The following is a 20,466-nucleotide window of genomic DNA, read 5'->3' as shown; positions in this document are numbered from 1 at the left end:
GTATATAATATAATGGTTATTCTGTGCGTGGATTGTATCATTATTTGAAGTAAACTTGTGAACCTATATTTTGGAGGGAAAAGTATAATATGAAAGCAACATGGGAAAAAATAGAGAAGAACCTTGGAGTTCTTGAAGTAGAAGTAGACGCAGAACGCGTAACAGCAGCACTTGATAAAGCTTTTAACAAAGTCGTTAAAAAAGCTAACGTACCAGGCTTCCGTAAAGGTAAAGTACCTCGGCCGATCTTTGAATCCCGTTTTGGTGTAGAAAGCTTGTACCAAGATGCAATCGACATTCTTCTTCCTGAAGCTTACGGTGAAGCAGTTGAACAAACTGACATCTTCCCTGTAGACCGTCCTGAAGTTGATATTGAGCAATTCGCTAAAGGCCAATCCTTTATCTTCAAAGCGAAGATCACGGTTAAACCTGAAGTGAAGCTCGGCGATTACAAAGGTCTGGAAGTTCCAGTACAAAAAGCTGAAGTGACTGAAGAAGAGTTGAGTGCTGAACTTGCTCGTCTGCAAGAACGTCATGCTGAGCTTGTAGTAGTTGAAGAAGAAGCAGCAGCTAACGGCGACATCGCTGTAATCGATTTTGACGGATATGTAGATGATGTACCGTTTGAAGGCGGAAAAGCTGAACGTCACTCTCTTGAGCTTGGCAGCAACTCCTTCATTCCTGGATTCGAAGAGCAAGTGGTAGGAATGGCTACTGGAGATTTCAAAGATGTTGAAGTTACTTTCCCTGATGAATACCATGCAGAGAACCTTGCGGGTAAAAAAGCAGTATTCAAAGTGAAGCTGCACGAAATCAAACGCAAACAACTTCCTGCACTCGATGATGAGTTCGCTAAAGATGTAAGTGAATTCGAAACTTTGGATGAGTACAAAGCAGATCTGAAAGCTCAGCTCGAATCCCGTAAAGAGGAAGAACTGAAAGGCCTTCGTGAGAATGCAGTTGTTGATAAAGCAGCAGCTAACGCTGAAGTTGAAATCCCTGAAGCTATGATCAACAGTGAAGTTGAGAACATGGTTCGTGACTTCGACACTCGTCTTCGTCAACAAGGCATGAACATGGATATGTTCCTTAGCTTCTCCGGCCAAACTCGTGAAGACTTGCAGAACCAAATGAAAGGCGATGCTGAAAAACGCGTTCGCAACAACCTGGTATTGGAAGTTATCGCAAAACAAGAGAACATTGAAGTTTCCGAAGAAGAAGTTAACGAAGAGTTGGCTACTATGGCTGAAGCTTACAAACGTACTCCAGAAGAAATCCGCAGCATCTTGGCAGCTAACGGTTCACTGGGCAGCTTGAGCGAAGAGCTTTCGTTGCGTAAAACCATTGATTTCCTTGTTAGCAATAGTGTAGAAGTTGAAGCAGTGGAAGAAGCACCAGCTGCTGAAGACACTAAAGCTGAGTAGGATATTTTAAAATTATAAGAAGGTATAAGTTTCACTTTATACTTTATTCTTATAATTCTCGCATAAACGCTTACCGTCCTCAAAAGGACGCCGAAGGCGTTTTAGCTTGACACTACCTAGAACGGCCAAGTTACACGGCCTCCATACAGATATGATAAGGCACGTAAGTTTCGTTACGTGCCTTATTTTTATCCTCGGCCGCAAATATATGTGACTACATAGGTATCCGTATGAACGTATGGCAATAAGGTAATAGGGGTAGTAACGTCACAAATCACAAGCAGCAGACAGTCGACTGTAGTGAAAAAATGACATCGCGCCTTGAACGTGTTAAAATATTTCTGAAACGATAAGACTAATCTGTACAGAGAAAAGAGGTTGGTGGCATGAGTCTGGTACCAATGGTTGTGGAATCAACAAGTCGTGGAGAACGTTCATACGATATCTATTCCAGATTGCTCAAGGATCGCATCATTTTCTTAAGCAGTGCGATTGACGATGATGTCGCCAATCTGGTTATTGCTCAATTGCTGTTTTTGGCAGCAGATGATCCCGAGAAGGACATTCACTTGTACCTCAACTCACCCGGTGGTTCAGTAACAGCCGGCATGGGTATATACGATACGATGCAATATATCAAACCGGATGTTTCAACCATTTGTGTAGGGATGGCAGCAAGCATGGGATCGCTCCTTCTAACAGCTGGGGCTCCGGGCAAAAGATATGCGCTGACCAACAGCGAAGTTATGATTCATCAACCGCTCGGCGGTGTTCAGGGTCAAGCGTCTGATATTTGGATTCACACTGACTGGATCCTTAAGACGAAACAGAAGCTGAATCAAATCTATGTAGATCGCACAGGTCAGCCCCTTGAAAAAATCGAACGGGACACAGACCGCGATAACTTCATGAGCGCGGAAGAAGCCAAGGAATACGGGCTTATTGACCAAGTTCTTTCTTCACCGATGAAATCTTAAAGGGGTGGTTAGATGTTTAAATTTAATGATGAAAAAGGGCAATTGAAATGTTCTTTTTGCGGTAAATCACAAGAGCAGGTTCGTAAGCTTGTAGCAGGACCGGGCGTTTATATATGTGACGAATGTATCGAGCTTTGCACGGAAATTGTGGAAGAAGAGCTCGGTCATGAGGAAGAGCTTGATCTGAAGGATATTCCAAAACCAAAGGAAATTCGCGATATTTTGGATCAATATGTAATCGGTCAAGAGCAAGCGAAGAAATCTCTTTCTGTAGCGGTATATAACCACTACAAGCGTGTGAACAGCCAAAGCAAGATCGAAGATGTTGAACTGACGAAGAGTAATATCCTTTTGCTTGGTCCAACAGGTTCTGGTAAAACCTTGTTAGCACAAACGATGGCGAAGATTATCAACGTTCCTTTTGCTATTGCAGACGCTACTTCCCTGACGGAAGCTGGTTATGTCGGCGAGGATGTTGAGAACATTCTGCTCAAACTCATTCAAGCTGCAGATTACGATGTGGAGAAAGCCGAACGCGGCATTATCTATATTGATGAAATTGATAAAGTAGCACGTAAATCCGAGAATCCGTCCATAACTCGTGACGTTTCCGGCGAAGGTGTACAGCAGGCGCTTCTGAAGATTCTGGAAGGAACTGTTGCTTCTGTGCCTCCGCAGGGCGGACGTAAGCACCCTCACCAGGAGTTTATTCAGATCGACACGACGAACATCCTGTTCATCGTTGGCGGTGCCTTTGACGGTCTGGAGCAAATGATTAAACGCCGTATCGGTAAAAAAATCATTGGCTTCAACGCAGCAGTTGAAGGACAAAAGGATCTAAAGCCTGGCGAATATTTGTCGATGGTATTGCCTGAAGATTTGCTCAAATTCGGTCTTATTCCTGAATTTGTAGGCCGTCTGCCAGTCATCTCGACTTTAGAGCCGCTTGATGAGAATACGCTTGTCCGTATCCTTTCCGAGCCTAAAAATGCTCTCACTAAGCAATATATCAAGCTACTGGAAATGGACAACGTAGCGTTGAAATTCGAACCATTGGCACTCGAAGCAATTGCCAAGGAAGCGATCAAACGTAATACGGGAGCCCGTGGACTGCGCGCGATTATTGAGAGCATCATGCTCGATGTGATGTATGAAGTTCCTTCACGCGATGATATTAAAGATTGTGTGATCACGGAACAGGTCGTTCAGGAGAAAGCTTTGCCTGAGCTCAACCTTAAGAAAGACAAGAAGAAAGAGGAAAGCGCGTAAGCCGCTTTTCCTTAACAATACATGTCACAGTCTCCACCTTTCTTCCGCTTATCCCGCTTCACATTAGCGGGAGCGAAGGGGTGGAGCTTTGGCGTTATGGGGGAGAAAAATCATGTTCTTGAGACACCAAACCCGTCCTGTCAATGTTGGCGGGCTCATTATTGGGGGAAACAACGAGGTTGCGATTCAAAGCATGTGTACAACCAAAACCGCTGATGTGGAGGCTACTGTAGCTGAAATATTGCGGCTTGAGGAAGCAGGCTGCCAGCTGGTACGCGTAACTGTCAACAATGAAGAGGCGGCTGCCGCAATCAAGGAGATCAAGAAACAGATTCATATCCCACTCGTAGCGGATATTCATTTCAACTATAAGCTAGCGTTGATGGCTATTGAGAACGGCATCGATAAGGTACGGATTAATCCGGGGAACATTGGTCGCCGCGAAAAGGTAGAAGCGGTAGTTAAAGCATGTAAAGAAAAAGGGATTCCGATTCGTATTGGTGTAAATGCTGGTTCTTTGGAGAATCACCTTTTGGAGAAATACGGATACCCAACCCCAGAAGCCATGGTAGAAAGTGCGTTATACCATATTGGTATTCTGGAGGAACTGGATTTCCACGACATTATCGTCTCTCTAAAAGCATCAGATGTGCCAATGGCCATCGAAGCTTATCGTCAGGCTGCGGAAGTCATTCCTTATCCGCTACACTTGGGGATTACAGAATCCGGCACATTGTTTGCGGGTACAGTGAAAAGCTCCGCTGGTATCGGTGCACTGCTCTCTATGGGCATCGGCAGCACCCTGCGTATCTCGCTTAGTGCCGATCCGGTTGAAGAGGTTAAGGTGGCGCGTGAGCTGCTGAAGACGTTTGGTCTGATCTCTAACGCGGCGACGCTGATCTCTTGTCCGACTTGCGGACGACTGGATATCGATCTTTTCTCCATCGCTAATGAGGTGGAAGAATATATTTCGAAGCTTAAGGTGCCTATTAAAGTTTCTGTCCTTGGCTGTGCTGTTAATGGTCCTGGTGAGGCACGTGAAGCAGATATCGGTATTGCTGGCGCTCGTGGGGAAGGTTTGCTTTTCCGTTACGGACAAATGATCCGTAAAGTGCCTGAAGCTGAACTCGTGAACGAGCTGAAAAAGGAAATTGATGCGATCGTGGTGGCTTACGAGGCAACGGGCGAAATCCCAGGCCGCGCCCACGCTAACCTTGCACCTCCGGTGCAGTCGAAGTAACTTGGTCTTTTACGAATATATAATTCGTTAATAATACGTGGCGAAGAACGCCCTGTGCAGCTCCGGTAAATCCGGGGCCCATGGGGCGTTTTTTTTGCGTTTATTCTTATTTTGGAGGAAGGGATGAGTAAACATGAACTATGAACAAGCCCATGAAAAATTTATTGCGCATCATCTTGCAAACAGAACGGGCGAACGGCGGGGGAGGCTGGAGAGAGGTCATGGCCACGCAGAAAAATTATTTTTGCAGAACGTCTGGTGGCCGCTTCGTGGTGACTTCAATGATCTTCATCCGGAGTATGAGGTGCTGGATTTACAGAGACGGGCTTATTTTGCTGATTTTGCTTTTTTGCCGGGGCCGATCAAGCTCTTGTTTGAGATTAAAGGGTATGCAGCTCATGTAAGAGACATGGATAGGCTGAAGTATTGTAATGAGCTAAATCGTGAAACTTTTCTGTACGGAATGGGTTATCAAGTAATTTCATTTGCCTATGATGATGTTGAACAGCGCCCTGAGTTATGTGTTACACTGCTGCGTTTGGCGTTAAGCCGCTACCAAATTTTAGATGCGCCACGTGACAGACTGCTAATCGCTGAGAAGGAAATCATGCGTTTAGTGGTGCGTCAAGCTGGGGTGATACGCCCTAAAGAAGTCGCTGATTATTTCACGCTAGATCCCAAAACAGTACGCATGATGCTAAAGAATCTCTGTGAAAAAGGCTGGCTAACCCCTATAAGAAGGGGGATAGGCGTCAAAAATGTTGAGTATAAGCTGGCTCGTGATGTTCTTTATTACTGGGATTGATAATTGTAAAGGCTGGTGGCTGGTGGCTGGTGGCTGGTGGCTGGTGGCTGGTGGTTGGTGGCTGGTGGCTGGTGGCTGGTGGCTAATGGCTGATGGAGGCTATATTATTGAAGTAGTTTATGTAGGAGTAATTAATGTAACAGTTTAGCCTATGTAATTGATGTATCTGGTGGAACTTATGGAGTTGTTGGTGCTATTGTAGCTGATGTAACTGGTGTAGATGACGTAGCTAATGTTGAAATGGATAAAGTAGTAAAAGTGGCTGATGGAGCAGGTGTAGCTGAAGTAGTTTGATGGGACTGATCATATAGGCGTAACAATTTTGGCCATGACTTTTGCTGAAGGTGGGAATTTGAAAAGAAGGTATGTGAAGGAGCTTGATGTGAAATCGGTTATGAATTGAAACCCAACAATTAGGGAAATTCTCCCTGAAATAAGCCGATTATGGCTCGAAATCAAGCTTTTTAGGGAAAAACTCCCTAATAAAAGGAGCATTTCCCTCATTTATGTGTGATTTGACCGATAATCAGGGAGGATTTCCCTAATTAGCAGTTGAAAGGTCGTGAATTACTGATAAATAGGGAGTATTTCCCTAATTATTTGGCTGGGTACCAATGATACTTAGATTTTGTACTAAATAGGTTGTTTCTACGAACATAGAAGATACAAACTCATACGTTCAGCAAACTAAGTTAACTCTGCGTCTTAGAAGTAACTCACCGTGCCCAGCTGACTTAGCCTCTAGAAGTAACTCACCGTGCCCAGCTGACTCAGCCTCTAGAAGTAGCTCACCGTGCCCAGCTGACTTAGCCTCTAGAAGTAACTCACGGTGCCCAGCTGACTTAGCCTCTAGAAGTAACTCACCGTGCCCAGCTGACTTAGCCTCTAGAAGTAACTCACCGTGCCCAGCTGACTTAGTCTCTAGAAGTAGCTCACCATTCCCAGCTGACTCAACCTCTAGAAGTAGCTCACCGTCCCAGTTGACTCAGTTTCTAGAGTAACTCAGCTTCTAAAAGTACCTCGACGAACTCAACTAACTAACATCTACAGGAAACTCCCAACTTCCTCACCCTTAGCTGTAAAGTCGCAGAATTAGGTTCCTCACCCTACATAGCATCGATCACGATCCTCAGTTACTAAGTTCAACGGCTCGACATATCACCACAGTTCCTCAAATTCCCTTTCCACTAATCTCTCCCGTATTTCTCCGCGATTTTCCGCATTTCTCCGCATTCCTCTTCATCCCTCCTTTGCTTCCGCACTCCTCCGCATTCCTTCTTCTCCAATCTCCTTTCTAACCACCTCAACAATCTCCTTTTTAAAATTTACATAAGCTACATTTGCACTCCCCACACTCATTATTGCCCTTATAGTTAATTATCAGAGTCTATCCTACTGCAACAATTCAACAAATCCTCAAATTCGCGTTTACTAATTACCGAAACGGCTATACTACCTAATAGTAGCCAAGGGTGGAAAGGTAGACTGAACGAAACAGGAGGATGACCTATGGAATTAAGTATAGTTGTGATGATCGTGCAGCTCTTTTTCGCGCTGGTTATCGGCGTATACTTTTGGAATCTGCTGCGGGGTCAGAAGACAAATAAGACAGCGGTGGAACGAGAGTCGCGCAAGGAACTGGACAAGTTACGGAAAATGCGGATGATTACATTAACTAAACCATTGTCGGAGAAAACACGTCCGGCTTCTATTGGAGATATTGTCGGGCAAAAAGATGGGCTGCGCGCCCTGAAAGCTGCACTTTGTAGCGCTAATCCGCAGCATGTGATTATTTATGGTCCGCCGGGAGTCGGCAAGACTGCGGCAGCGCGTGTTGTCATGGAAGAGGCGAAAAAGAATGTGCTTTCTCCTTTTAAAAGTGACGCTAAATTCACAGAGATTGATGCCACAACCGCTCGTTTTGATGAGCGTGGTATTGCTGACCCGTTGATCGGATCCGTGCATGATCCTATTTATCAGGGTGCAGGAGCCATGGGGGTGGCGGGGGTGCCACAGCCGAAACCGGGCGCGGTGACTAAGGCGCATGGCGGGATTCTTTTTCTGGATGAGATAGGAGAGCTTCACCCCATTCAGATGAATAAGCTGCTTAAAGTGCTTGAGGACCGGAAGGTCCTGCTAGAGAGCGCTTATTATAATTCGGAGGATAATAATACTCCGGCTTATATTCATGATATTTTTCAAAATGGATTGCCTGCTGATTTCCGGCTAGTTGGCGCTACTACGCGCTCTCCGGATGAGATTTCACCTGCGCTGCGTTCGCGCTGCATGGAGATTTATTTCCGCCCGCTGCTGCCGGATGAGATTGCCGTCATCGCGCGTGACGCGATACAGAAAATCGGGCTTAAACCAAGTCCGGAAGCTGTCACTGTGGTGCAGCAGTATGCAACCAACGGCCGGGAAGCAGTTAATATGATTCAACTGGCTGCCGGATTAGCTTTAACTGAACAGAGAGATACACTAAATGCTGCTGATGTGGAATGGGTAGCGGGCAGCAGCCAGCTTCCGCTGCGTACGGAACGCAAGATTCCTTCGGCACCGCAGATTGGATTAGTTAACGGTCTTGCCGTGTATGGGCCAGGGATGGGTACTCTGCTCGAAATCGAAGTTTCCGCAGCGCCTGCTGTGAACGGCCAGGGCAGACTGAACGTGACAGGTGTGGTGGATGAAGAAGAGATCGGTGGAGGAGCCCGCACGATTCGGCGAAAAAGTATGGCAAAGGGTTCGGTTGAGAATGTATTGACTGTACTACGTACGATGAATCTGGAGCCCGATCGTTATGATCTACATGTGAATTTCCCAGGTGGTACACCGATTGACGGACCTTCGGCAGGGGTGGCGATGGCAGTAGCAATCGTATCTGCTATTCGTGGACTTCCCGTGGATAACACTGTAGCGATCACAGGTGAGATAGGCATCCATGGACGAGTCAAGCCAGTGGGTGGTGTAATTGCCAAAGTGGAAGCTGCTTTTCAAGCTGGAGCCACTACAGTGCTTATTCCAAAAGAAAACTGGCAGTCTCTCTTCGCTGACCTTGCGCCATTACGCGTTATTCCAATGGAAACAGTAGAAGAGGTGTTCCGTCACCTGTTCGGTGCCGATACAGCAGATGTAAGGCTGCCTGCAGTTGCAGGAGAGCTGTTCTCTGCAGCACCTTCACTCCTAAAGGCCGATGCCGCTGGTGAATCTGCAAAGGGTTAAACTAAATTGATCCCTAATTCGAAGAATAAGGTGAGATTTGTCGCTGTAAAATAAAGGAGGCTGCAGGCAATTCTGCTGCTTCCTTTTTAAATGCTACAAGAAACGTTGTCTCTATTTAAGGAAAAGCAAGTCGGTTCTTCTTGAAATCTAAGGACTCTGTTGGTGTTTTGGGGCTGCTTTTGTTAGAATGAATGCATATGAGATTAATTGAGAGCCATGGGAGGTGCGAAAGCGATGATGACAAATAAAACAAAAGGTCGTCGTTTTCCTTTATTGCCGCTAAGAGGGCTTCTTGTGTACCCAAGCATGGTTCTTCACTTGGATGTGGGCCGTGAGAAGTCAGTTCGGGCGTTAGAGAAAGCTATGGTTGAAGATAATTTGATTCTTCTTTGTTCCCAGTCGGAAGTGAATATTGAAGAGCCAGGTCAGGACGATATTTTTCGGGTCGGTACTGTCGCCAATGTGCGGCAAATGTTGAAGCTTCCAAACGGTACGATACGTGTACTGGTTGAAGGTGTAGAACGGGCCGAAATTATTAATTATATCGATAATGATGAGTACTATGAGGTTATGGCGCGTGAGCTGCCGGAAGATGTAGATAGCGATCAAGAATGTGACGCGCTGATGCGTACAGTACTCAATCAGTTCGAACACTATATTACGTTATCCAAAAAAGTGACCCCAGAGACCCTCGCTGCTGTATCCGATATAGAAGAGCCTGGTCGACTTGCGGATGTCATTACGAGTCATTTATCGCTAAAAATTAAGGATAAGCAAGAAATTCTTGAGACGATTGATGTTAGTAAACGGTTGGAGAAGCTTCTTGATATTCTTAATAATGAGCGTGAAGTACTGGAGCTTGAACGTAAGATCAATCAACGTGTCAAAAAACAAATGGAAAAGACGCAGAAGGAATATTATTTGCGTGAGCAAATGAAAGCGATCCAGAAAGAGCTCGGCGAGAAGGAAGGCCGGGTAGGAGAAGCGGAAGAGCTGCGGACGCTAATGGAAGAGAAAAATGTTCCAGAACGCGTGAAAGAAAAGATGGAGAAAGAAATCGATCGTCTGGAAAAAATGCCAGTCAGCTCTGCGGAAGGCGGCGTCATTCGCAACTATGTAGATTGGCTGCTCAGTCTCCCTTGGAGTGAACAGACAGAGGATGATCTTGACATCAAAAAGGCCGAGCAGGTACTTGATGAGGATCACTACGGTTTGGAAAAACCAAAGGAACGGGTATTGGAATATTTGGCCGTTCAGCAGCTGGTTAAGAAGCTTAAGGGTCCTATTCTATGTCTTGTAGGTCCTCCAGGTGTGGGCAAAACCTCACTGGCTCGTTCCATCGCCCGTTCGCTCAACCGCAAGTTCGTCCGTATCTCGTTAGGCGGTGTACGTGATGAGGCGGAGATTCGAGGTCATCGCCGGACTTATGTAGGTGCGATGCCGGGTCGGATTATCCAAGGCATGAAGACGGCGGGTACGATTAATCCGGTTATCCTATTGGATGAAATCGATAAGATGGCTGCAGATTTCCGTGGAGATCCATCTTCAGCGCTGCTTGAGGTGCTGGATCCAGAACAAAACAACACGTTTAGTGATCATTTTGTAGAACTGCCGTTCGACTTGTCGAACGTAATGTTTGTAACAACAGCGAACGTAGTGCATAATATTCCGCGTCCATTGCTGGACCGGATGGAAATGCTGTTCATTCCAGGTTATACGGAACTGGAGAAACTTCAAATCGGCAGCCGTTATCTGTTGCCTAAGCAGAAGAAAAACCACGGTCTTGCAGAAGATCAACTGATTATCGAAGACGATAGCTTATTACGCATTGTCCGCGAATATACCCGTGAATCCGGTGTGCGTAATTTGGAGCAGCAGATTGCAGCATTATGCCGCAAAGCTGCGAAACAAATCGTGTCTGAGGAAAAAGAGAAAGTGATCATTCTTCCTGACGACATCAAGGATTATCTTGGGGCTTCCAAATATCGTTACGGTATGGCCGAGCTTGAAGATCAGATTGGTACCGTCACTGGGCTAGCTTGGACTGAGGTCGGTGGGGATACATTGCTGATCGAAGTTACGGTTGTGCAGGGAACAGGTAAACTAACTCTTACTGGACAGCTGGGCGATGTAATGAAGGAGTCGGCACAAGCCGCATTCAGCTATACTCGTTCGAAGGCGGAGGAGCTGGGGCTCCAGCCCGATTTTTATGAGAAGATTGATATTCATATCCATATCCCGGAAGGTGCAATTCCGAAGGATGGTCCGTCTGCAGGGATTACGATTGCAACCGCATTGATCTCCGCGCTCACGAAACGTTATGTTTCCAAGGATGTGGCGATGACAGGTGAAATCACCTTGCGGGGACGTGTACTGCCAATTGGTGGATTGAAAGAGAAATCTCTTGCCGCTCACCGAGCTGGATATAAAAAGATCCTTCTTCCCAAAGACAATGAACGGGATTTGAAAGATATTCCTGAGAGCGTACGTAATGATGTTGAGTTCGTACCGGTATCTAATATGGATCAGGTCTTGCATCATGCGTTAGTTGAGCATCATAATGAAATTAGCAGTGAGCCACCGAGTAGTGTGCATTAGAAAGGAAGTCCTATGAAAGTTAATATTGCCGAATTTATTATCAGTGCCGTTGGCCCTGATCAGTACCCTGATGATTCCTTGCCAGAGGTTGCTCTGGCAGGACGTTCCAATGTGGGGAAGTCCTCCCTCATTAACCGAATGATTAACCGTAAGAATCTGGCTCGGACAAGCTCCACGCCTGGTAAGACACAACACATGAACTATTACCGTATCAATGAAGACAGCATGTATTTTGTTGACTTTCCAGGTTACGGGTATGCCAAGGTTTCCAAGACGCAACGCGCCGTATGGGGCAAAATGGTTGAGAAATACCTCTCTGAGCGCGATACGTTAAAGCTTGTTCTGCTTATTGTGGACCTGCGGCATTCGCCTACCAGCAATGATAAGATGATGTTCGACTGGTTGAAGCATTATGATCTTCCTATGTGTGTTGTAGCGACCAAAGCGGATAAAATTCCGAAGACACGCTGGCAAAAGCATATCAAGACCATGAAGCAGGAGCTGGGCGTGCTGCCAGGGGATAATTTTATTCCATTCTCCTCGGAAATTGGTCTCGGCAAAGACGAGCTTTGGGGCTTAATTGATGGGTATATTCGCCCTTCTGAGAATGAATCTCCGGATTCAGAGGATGCTGAAATGATAGCAAATGAATCTCAGCAAGAGGAGTCAACCGAAGCGTAAGATATGAACTCATTTACAATCAAGCAACCATTCCTGGTGGGAATGGTTGTATTTTTTTGTTGATAAAACTAAAATTTCTATGGAAAAGGACCGATAGATAACATATGATAGATATTCACTGCCACATCTTACCCTTTTTGGATGACGGAGCCTCTGATTGGGAAGCTGCTCTTGCCATGGCGCAAGACGCCCACAGAGAAGGGATTACTTCAGTCATCGCCACGCCACATCATGCCAACGGTCAATATATGAATAACGCCCCCAAGATTAAAGAAGCTGTGGAGTTGATGAATGAGAGACTTCGTCAGGCTGGTAATCCACTGCTTGTTCTTCCAGGTCAAGAGATCCGTATCTACGGGGAGCTTCTGAATGATCTGGAGCGGGGGGAACTGCTGAGTCTTGCAGATTCGCGGTATATTTTACTGGAAATGCCTTCTTCACGAGTACCACGTAACATGGAAGAAATCTGCCACGAGCTGATCATTCAAGGGTTCGTTCCGGTCATCGCCCATCCGGAGCGCAATGCTGAAATAGCTGCTGATCCTTCTAAACTAGAGAGATTGATAGAGCTAGGATCACTTGGGCAGGTAACCGCACAGAGTCTTGCAGGCGTTTTCGGGAATAAGCTACAGAAATTGTCGCTGGAGCTATGCCGTAGAAATGCAGTACATGTGTTGGCCTCTGATGCACATGACAGTGTTCATCGTCCTTTTGGATTAAACGCTGCTTATGTGGTTATGGAGAAAGAATTAGGCCCTGAGCTGCGTGACTATGTTCGCGGTAATGCTCAGCAAATTATGACCAATGGCGAGGTTATTCATGGAAAACACGTACAAACAAGGAGAAACCGACAAAAATTGTTTGGATTTTTTTTCCGAAAGGGCTGACTAATCTACCTTATAGTGGTAGAATGGGTTTTATTGGGTGATTTAATGCTATTCGTAATAGCGTAGCATTTGGGCGAATTGTTCTAGGTCTATGGTAGTACAGTATTTTAATACATAAGAAGAGGTGGATATTTAGTGACTTTGAAAAAGAAACTAGTAGTATCAACATTAGCAGCAAGTATGGTAGCAGCATCCGTAGCGGGTCTTCCGTTGGGAAGCCTTGGAGCAGTAGGCACAGCATCTGCGGCTACAGTTAGTAGCAGTACAGCAGTTAAGGATAAGGTTCTTGCTGTTTACAAACAATTGACCGCAACAGATGCAGTTTATCTCTACAATTTGAAGACTGAGGTTGCAGCACTGAGTGAGAAAGAGTTTACAGAAATTTTTGCTCCAGTTCTGAACAAGCTTTCACTGGATGGAGAAGAAACAAAAACATCACTTAAATTGTTCCAAAGCGTTACTAGTGTAGTCTACGACGTCTATGGCAATGATTTCTCCGGAATCCAAGTGATCCGTAACGATGACAAAAACATTGCTTTGGTGAGCAAAATTGCAACTAAAGCGGGTGTGTCTGGACTTACAGTTGATAGTGTTGCTGAATTCTTGAGCAGTATTGAAACAGAACTTCGTGATCTGGTAAGCAGCAAGTCCACTTCAGATTTGTTGGCAATTCTCACATCCGAATCCGGTTACGATACTTTGCTGAATGAAGCTATTGCGAAAGTATTGAGCCATACAACAGGAACAGGAGCACTCACAGTAAGTCAAGCGTTGGACAAGCTTGGAGTTACTGCTAGTGATGTGAAAGAAACACTGAAAAACTTGAACAATAATATTAAATCCGCGAAACCTGCGGCGAAATCACTTGCATTTGCTTATATTAAAGCCTACGGATTAGGCGATAATGGCAACGGTAATGGCAACGGCAATGGTAATGGTAGTAGTGGAAGCGGGAATGGAAGTGTTACAACGCCTGTAGCTCCTGTTCAAACTCCAGGAATCTATGACGTATCTAAGCTCGTAAGCATTGTTGACGGTAAAGCAACCTTGAAATTGGTTGATGCTGATGTAATTAAAGAATTTGATAAACTGGTTGCAGCGAACCCTGGTAAAACTGGTCTTACTTTGACCCTGAATCTGGGAACAGTAAACGCTACTACAGTTGAAGTTCCACTTTCCCAAGCTATTATTGAAGCTGCAAAAGCTAAAGGTATTGCGAATATCGCCGTTACTTTCAACGGTGTAACTGTAACGATTCCTGTAAGCCAATTCAGCACAGCGATTTCATTGACAGTAACTACTGCTAAACCAGAAGTTGTAACTTCCGTTACCAAGCTGAAATTGGCTTCGGATGTGTACGAATTCACACTTAGTGTGAACGGTGTAGCACAAAGCACATTTAAACAACCAATTACTATCAAATTGCCACTTAAGAATACTGATGGTCTTGATAAAGAATTGCTTTCCGTTGGTAAACTTGTATACGGCGACCTGCAATTCCAAGGTGGAGTTCTTGATGGAGATTTCATCGTAGAACCACGTGATACATTCTCTTCTTACGCAGTACTTGAGAATAAAGTCTCCTTTAATGATATTGCTGCTGTACAAGCATGGGCTGGTAGACAAATTCAAGTCGTAGCTGCTAAAGGTGCGATTGAAGGAGTCGGAGTGGGTAAATTTGCACCGAAGAGCAACGTAACTCGTGCTGAGTTCTCCAAAATGCTGATTCGTGCGCTTAACCTGGAAAACAACTCTGCTGTACAAAGCTTTAGCGATGTAAGTTCAACTGCTTGGTATGCACCATATGTAGCAGTTGCAGCAGAAAAAGGGATTATTACTGGACGCAGTGCGGCCAAATTTGATCCTAATGCAACTATTACACGTGCAGAAATGGCAACAATGATCTCCCGTGCGTTGAAATCTATCAATCCTGATGCAAAAACCGATTCTACTGCAATCAGCAAATTCTCTGATGCTGCTAAGATCAGTGCATCCCTAAGAGATGGCGTAGCGTTTGCAGCAAGCCACAACCTGGTTATCGGAAATGCTGGCAAGTTCAACCCGAACGATACAGCTACCCGTGCTGAAGCAGCAGTAATTATCTACCGTACTATTAACTTCAAGTAAATAAAACTTATAGTATACAGCCTCCTCTCATGCAGGTGAGAGGAGGCGATTTTTTTGCAAATAGGGAAGATTTGAACAGGCATCGAAATATTTCAGAAATAGCTTGGGGGTAATTTCACTTGTCATCACAAGAATTGGATCTTCGCGATTATTTTCAGATCGTCAGGAAGAGACTATGGCTCATTTTCAGCATAGTTGTATTGGTGTGCGGTATTGCTGGTGTATATAGTCTGTATATTAAAAACCCGGTATATGAGGCATCCACGAAGATTATCGTTAACCAAACACCAACGCAGTCAGCGGTGGGGCAGCTTGATTTAAACCAGATTAATACCAATATTCAATTAATTAATACGTATAAGGAAATTATTAAGACTCCGGCCATCCTTGATATTGTTACAAAGGATTATCCGCAATTCAATATCACTGCGGAAGAGCTATTAAAAAAGGTTAATGTGAGTTCCGTAAATAATACGCAGGTGATGACACTTGTCGTTCGAGATAATTCTTATCAGCGGGCTGCTGAAATCGTGAATGCCATTTCACTTGTGTTCAAGGAAGAAATTCCAAGTCTATTTAATGTGGAAAATGTATCGATTCTGAATGAAGCTAAAGTGAATCCAACTGTTGAGCCACGGCCGGTAGAACCAAATGTTTTACTGAACATGGCTATTGCTTTTATCGTCTCTTTGATGATTGGGTTAGGGATTGCCTTCCTGCTGGAATATATGGATGACACCCTGAAGACAGAAGCTGATATTGAGAAGTATCTTGGTTTGCCTACCATAGCTATGATTACTAGATTGGGTCAAGATGAAAGCAAGCAAGGTGCCGCACAAACACAGAAACAATCATCCAGAAAGGCGGGGGACCTCGAACATGTCACAGCTTCCAAATAAACAACGCCATCTGATCACCGTTACGAACCCACGCTCTCCTGTCTCTGAAGCGTTTCGCGCATTGCGCACGAATATTGATTTTTCTTCTGTAGATCAGACTATTCAAGTGATTATGGTCACTTCATCCGGACCGGAAGAAGGTAAATCTACGGTATCTGCTAACCTGGCGGCAGCTTATGCACAAGCAGATAAAAGAGTATTGTTGATTGACGCCGATTTGCGGAAGCCGACGGCACATAAGACTTTTACACTAAGCAACCGTTTTGGTTTATCCTCCCTACTGTCTCAACAGGCAGTTCTTGAGGACACTGTCCAAGACTCCGGTGTTAATAATCTTTCAATCATGACCTCTGGACCAATCCCGCCCAACCCGGCGGAAATGATGGCATCTAATCGGATGAGCACTCTTTTACAGGACTTGCGTCAGCGGTATGATGTCATTCTTATTGATACTCCACCATTATTAGCGGTTACGGATGCACAAATTGTGGCCTCGAAGAGTGATGGCGTTATTATGGTTGTCAGCTATGGTAAGGTAAAACGCGATATCGCAGTAAAAGCTAAAGCTAATCTAGATCGTGTAGGTGCAAAAATGCTCGGCGTTGTTCTCAATAATGTAAAACGTAAAGCTAGTGAAGGGTACTATTACTACTACTATGGAAATTGATTTATTCATAATTAAAAATGTTATTTTTGGAGGCACTGAAAATGACAGCGAAATCTAGAGTGATTCTTTTATTCTTCATTGATCTTGCGATCATTTGGTTCAGTATTGTGACATCTTATTTGTTTCGGTACCCTAACCATGCTCTTCAGGAATACGTTGTACAGATGCTGCAATTTGGTTTGATTGCAACATTTGCATTTGGTGGAAGCCTTATATACTTCGGTCTTTACCGAAGAATGTGGCAATATGCCAGTATCGGTGAAATTATATCGGTTTCTAAAGCTATTGTAGTGGGGTCTTTATTTTCATTTGCACTGGCGTATCTAATTTTGCCGGATAGAGTACCTCTTGCCATAGAAGTTCGGTCGATGGAGACTATTCTTTTATTAGTAGGTGGAGTCCGATTTTTGTGGAGAGTACTTCATAATGATCGAATCAATTACAAAGACACTAAGACCCATACACTAATTGTAGGTGCTGGTGATTGTGGGATATTAATTGCTCGGGAAATGATGGGACCCTCTTTTGCGCATACCAAATTAGTCGGTTTCATTGATGATAATGCGAATAAATACCATATGTACATTATGGGTGTTCCTGTAATTGGAAATCGTTATGCAATCCCAGCTATTGTGAAAGAAAGAGAAATTCATGAGATAATCATCGCCATGCCCTCTGTTTCACGTACTGAGATTTCTGAAATTATTAATCTTGCCAAAAAGACTGGAGCAAAGCTGAAGATTATACCGGCTCTTAATGATCTGATCGCTGGAAAAATATCAGTTAAGAAACTTCGGGATGTTAGTGTAGAAGATTTATTAGGTCGTGAACCGATCGTAGCTGATTTGAACAGTATTTTAGGTTATGTACATCATAAGACGGTGCTAGTTACGGGGGCTGGGGGCTCTATTGGTTCAGAGTTATGCCGGCAGATTGCTCCTTTTGGTCCGGACAAGCTAATGTTACTTGGACACGGTGAGAACAGTATTTACACAATTGAAATGGAGCTTCGTAAGAGTTTTCCGGAGTTGAACATTGTAACCGTGATAGCAGATGTGCAGGATCGCAGTCGGATGATGGATGTATTCAGTGGCCATAGACCGCATGTGGTCTTTCACGCAGCAGCACATAAACACGTTCCTTTAATGGAGCGTAATCCTTCGGAAGCCATTAAAAATAATGTTTTTGGCACCAAAAATGTTGCGGATTGTGCAGATAAATATGGTGCCGAGAGATTCGTAATGATCTCTTCTGATAAGGCGGTTAACCCAACCAGTGTAATGGGTGCCACTAAACGGATTGCGGAAATGTATGTGCAGAGCCTGCACACCACAAGTCAAACAAAGTTCTCTGCTGTGCGTTTTGGGAATGTTCTTGGCAGTCGTGGCAGTGTGATTCCAGCCTTTAAGCAGCAGATCGCTGCCGGAGGGCCAGTGACTGTCACTCATCCAGAAATGGTGCGTTATTTCATGACGATTCCGGAAGCTGTTCAGCTTGTCATCCAATCTGGTTCTTTCGCCAAAGGCGGAGAAGTGTTCATTCTGGATATGGGAGAGCCGGTTAAGATTCTAACGTTGGCGGAAGACTTAATTACTCTCTCTGGATATGAACCCTATAAGGACATTGATATTCATTTCTCCGGTATTCGTGAGGGTGAGAAGTTATATGAAGAGTTGCTTACAGATGAAGAAAATCTAGGTTCTACAGATCATGGAAGAATTTTCATTGGTAGACCTAATGTAATAAGTCTAAATCAGTTAGAGCTGGAGTTTAAACGTTTGGAACGTGTTCTCGCTGAGGAACCAGAAATTATACGCGAAATAATCAATCAGATTGTACCGATGCAGCCCGTTGCCCAAGTCGCTATTAGCTAACTAATTCATAAAGGGGGATATATAAGTGTTCAACAAACGATGGAAAAAGATCCTTTTATGGACGCTGTCAGTTATTGTAGTATTGGGTGTTGGCGGTTTGTTCGCCGCGAATTATGCTGTCGATAAGCTGATGAATTCAATGGTAGATGGTTTTGATCTGGAGTCTGAGGATAATGTTGGTGGTGGTCAGGATCACGGAACAGCGCCAAATGATACAGTTGATGATAGTAATGTCGATCCTGTAGAGTCCGCGGTGCCTACTACTCCACCAGCAAATGACAAGGGAAGTAGTAATCAAGGAAACAATGATAAATCTGCTGAACCGACCAAAGCTCCATCATCAGATCAAAAAGATGGCTCTTCAGATGGTTACACAGCACAGGTCTCCACAGATAAAGCTAAGCAAATTCAAGAAAATGTAACGATTAAGGATAAAGCAGATGTTGCTTCTATTGTTCTTGGTCAACTTAGCGTATCCGATATTAATCGTCTTAAAGATTTGGCAAAGGGTGGCTTAACGACTGAGGAGAAGCGTGAGGCGCGCAGTATCATCCTAGGTAAAGTATCCACAGAGCAGTACAATGAGCTTTCTCAGATTGCTAAGAAGTACGGAGTCAGTCAAGGGAAAACACATGACCAAATCATTGCTGAAGAAGAACAATTAAAAGCGAAAGAAAAGGGAAGTGAATAAATATGTCTAAAGCAACATTATCAGTCGTGGCTTTATCGTTAATTGCTTCAATTGGTTTAGCACCCTTAACAGCATCAGCACCTATATCAGTATCAGCAGCGGCAGTACCAAGTGCAACGCCTAAGGCTGCAACTAATACGATTAAAGTACAAAGTATGAACGTGAATTTGATTTTTGACGGTGTGAGTATTCAGCCACCCGCAGGTCAGTATGTATTCATGTACAACAATACAACTTATGTTCCATTACGGTTTATGTCATATGCTTTACAGAAGAGCGTAGCTTGGGATGCTAAAAACGTTAAAGTTACCGTAGCAGAGCCTAGCAGCTCAGAGCTAGTTGTGATTAAAGAATATCTAATGAATGCAAAGAACGGGAATAGTACTTCAGCAGCAGCGAAGAATATTGTCCTCAATCAAGTTAAGGCAAGTTATGTATTTAACGATGCAACCAAGGCTTTGCCTACAGGTCAATCTAGCTTCATCCTGAATGGTTCCTTATATGTGCCTCTACGTTTTTTATCGGAATCTGTAGGTCATAACATTAGCTGGGATCAGAAGACGAAGACCATTACTGCAGCTTCCAAGGCTTATCAGGAACAAACCACTAATGGATCGACAAACAATGACAATGGCAAGGGCCCATCTCCAGTAGCGACACCAGCGCCAACGGATACAACAGGTGCACAAGGTGGTGGTTCTGCAGGAACTGGAAAGGTTTCATATGAAACTATCACTAGTGACACAGAAGCTAAGCTTACGGCGCTTAAAAATCAAAGTCAATCGACATTAATGAGTATTGGGTTTGAGTATCTTGGAGCGACAGATGAAGCGAGTAAGAAAAGTATTAAAGAAAAAGGGTTGCAACAACTTGCCTCATTTACTGCTAGTTTCAATAGTATAGTTGCTGACACTGAACAAAAACTGAACAGCAATGGCTATAGTACGGAGATTATTAGTCAATATAAAAGTGAATTTGAAGCACAGCTTCAGGCGGGTAAAGATATAGCTGGGAAGATGGCGAATTAAGAGAGCAGTAAGAATATCATCTCTATGCTCTATGGGCATAGAGATGATCTACATATATGGAGAAATAGTAACTAAAAGGA

16 protein-coding genes are annotated in these 20,466 nt (G+C 44.3%); all 16 read left to right on the top strand.

Annotated features, from left to right (window positions below; genetic code table 11):
* Window positions 1-89: 89 nt before the first annotated feature.
* Entirely contained in the window at window positions 90-1,424 is a 1,335-nt protein-coding gene (tig, locus tag NSQ66_RS24305) for a trigger factor (RefSeq protein WP_036685045.1), read from the top strand.
* 386 nt (window positions 1,425-1,810) lie between these two features.
* A complete protein-coding gene (gene clpP / locus NSQ66_RS24300; protein WP_036685049.1) occupies window positions 1,811-2,401 on the top strand; it encodes an ATP-dependent Clp endopeptidase proteolytic subunit ClpP in 591 nt (196 codons plus the stop codon).
* Window positions 2,402-2,413: 12 nt separating this feature from the next.
* Window positions 2,414-3,670 carry an ATP-dependent protease ATP-binding subunit ClpX gene (clpX, locus tag NSQ66_RS24295; RefSeq protein WP_036685052.1) on the top strand — a complete coding sequence of 419 codons (1,257 nt, stop codon included), beginning with the start codon at window positions 2,414-2,416 and terminating at the stop codon, window positions 3,668-3,670.
* Window positions 3,671-3,782: 112 nt separating this feature from the next.
* The gene (gene ispG, locus NSQ66_RS24290; RefSeq protein ID WP_036685055.1) at window positions 3,783-4,910 is read left to right on the top strand and encodes a flavodoxin-dependent (E)-4-hydroxy-3-methylbut-2-enyl-diphosphate synthase; all 1,128 of its coding nucleotides are present in this window, start codon (window positions 3,783-3,785) and stop codon (window positions 4,908-4,910) included.
* Between the two features lie 133 nt (window positions 4,911-5,043).
* Complete coding sequence (locus NSQ66_RS24285; RefSeq protein ID WP_076296947.1) at window positions 5,044-5,715, top strand: BlaI/MecI/CopY family transcriptional regulator; 672 nt, start codon at window positions 5,044-5,046, stop codon at window positions 5,713-5,715.
* Window positions 5,693-5,863 (top strand): hypothetical protein, encoded by a 171-nt coding sequence (locus NSQ66_RS24280; RefSeq protein WP_339279439.1) that lies wholly within the window; start codon window positions 5,693-5,695, stop codon window positions 5,861-5,863. Before NSQ66_RS24285 ends, NSQ66_RS24280 begins: the two co-directional genes overlap by 23 nt.
* 1,361 nt (window positions 5,864-7,224) lie before the next feature.
* Entirely contained in the window at window positions 7,225-8,934 is a 1,710-nt protein-coding gene (lonB, locus tag NSQ66_RS24275) for an ATP-dependent protease LonB (RefSeq protein ID WP_076142032.1), read from the top strand.
* 234 nt (window positions 8,935-9,168) lie between these two features.
* Window positions 9,169-11,532: an endopeptidase La gene (gene lon / locus NSQ66_RS24270; protein WP_076099438.1), complete on the top strand. Its 2,364-nt coding sequence runs from the start codon at window positions 9,169-9,171 to the stop codon at window positions 11,530-11,532.
* 12 nt (window positions 11,533-11,544) lie between these two features.
* A complete protein-coding gene (yihA, locus tag NSQ66_RS24265) occupies window positions 11,545-12,213 on the top strand; it encodes a ribosome biogenesis GTP-binding protein YihA/YsxC (RefSeq protein ID WP_036685063.1) in 669 nt (222 codons plus the stop codon).
* A gap of 104 nt (window positions 12,214-12,317) precedes the next feature.
* Entirely contained in the window at window positions 12,318-13,100 is a 783-nt protein-coding gene (locus NSQ66_RS24260) for a CpsB/CapC family capsule biosynthesis tyrosine phosphatase (protein ID WP_076142033.1), read from the top strand.
* Window positions 13,101-13,241: 141 nt separating this feature from the next.
* Window positions 13,242-15,227 carry an S-layer homology domain-containing protein gene (locus NSQ66_RS24255; RefSeq protein WP_141118588.1) on the top strand — a complete coding sequence of 662 codons (1,986 nt, stop codon included), beginning with the start codon at window positions 13,242-13,244 and terminating at the stop codon, window positions 15,225-15,227.
* 119 nt (window positions 15,228-15,346) lie between these two features.
* A complete protein-coding gene (locus NSQ66_RS24250; RefSeq protein WP_036685072.1) occupies window positions 15,347-16,126 on the top strand; it encodes a Wzz/FepE/Etk N-terminal domain-containing protein in 780 nt (259 codons plus the stop codon).
* Window positions 16,107-16,793: a CpsD/CapB family tyrosine-protein kinase gene (locus tag NSQ66_RS24245; RefSeq protein WP_036685074.1), complete on the top strand. Its 687-nt coding sequence runs from the start codon at window positions 16,107-16,109 to the stop codon at window positions 16,791-16,793. Before NSQ66_RS24250 ends, NSQ66_RS24245 begins: the two co-directional genes overlap by 20 nt.
* 41 nt (window positions 16,794-16,834) lie before the next feature.
* A complete protein-coding gene (locus NSQ66_RS24240; protein ID WP_076142035.1) occupies window positions 16,835-18,667 on the top strand; it encodes a nucleoside-diphosphate sugar epimerase/dehydratase in 1,833 nt (610 codons plus the stop codon).
* 25 nt (window positions 18,668-18,692) lie between these two features.
* Window positions 18,693-19,358, top strand: a complete 666-nt coding sequence (locus NSQ66_RS24235) for a hypothetical protein (RefSeq protein WP_076142036.1) — start codon at window positions 18,693-18,695, stop codon at window positions 19,356-19,358.
* A gap of 2 nt (window positions 19,359-19,360) precedes the next feature.
* Window positions 19,361-20,386 (top strand): copper amine oxidase N-terminal domain-containing protein, encoded by a 1,026-nt coding sequence (locus NSQ66_RS24230; RefSeq protein WP_076142037.1) that lies wholly within the window; start codon window positions 19,361-19,363, stop codon window positions 20,384-20,386.
* Window positions 20,387-20,466: the final 80 nt, after the last annotated feature.

The organism is Paenibacillus sp. FSL H3-0329, from assembly GCF_037963285.1.
Taxonomy (GTDB): Bacteria; Bacillota; Bacilli; order Paenibacillales; family Paenibacillaceae; genus Paenibacillus_AQ; species Paenibacillus_AQ odorifer.
This window is presented reverse-complemented; position numbering and strand designations above follow the sequence as displayed.